Origin of the sequence: Bacillus sp. SIMBA_154, from assembly GCF_046536015.1 — a bacterium.
In the GTDB taxonomy this organism is placed as follows: Bacteria; Bacillota; Bacilli; order Bacillales; family Bacillaceae; genus Bacillus; species Bacillus pumilus_P.
Window position 1 is genome coordinate 1 of sequence record NZ_JAWJBV010000121.1, and the last position, 335, is coordinate 335.

The window sequence follows — 335 nt, forward strand, 5'->3', positions numbered from 1 at the left end:
ATGGACCCTTATTATAAAAAGGATGGTACTGTAACTATGATGGGTTGGTATATGCAGTTTGACTATGGTGGAATATTTAATTATGGCTATGGTACTTTTGCTGACGGTTTTATTTCTACTTGTGGGGGATCAAGAGCATATAAAAACATGCCGATAGTTAATAGTACTCCTACGTATAAATCTACATATAGTATTGAAAATAATAAAGATGATTCATCTAAAGTGATTACCGCTTATCAAGGTGTTCCTATTAGGATTAGTGCGTATAGACATGGAGGATTAACCAAGATACTTGCAGATTCTTTTTATTATTGGGAGTTTGGTGATGGTATTAG

Annotated in this window: 1 protein-coding gene; it reads left to right on the forward strand. The window is 33.7% G+C overall.

The features are described from left to right. Positions 1-36: 36 nt before the first annotated feature. Positions 37-335, forward strand: a 299-nt coding sequence (locus tag R0K30_RS21390) for a hypothetical protein (RefSeq protein ID WP_410612789.1), incomplete at its 3' end; no start/stop codon positions are given.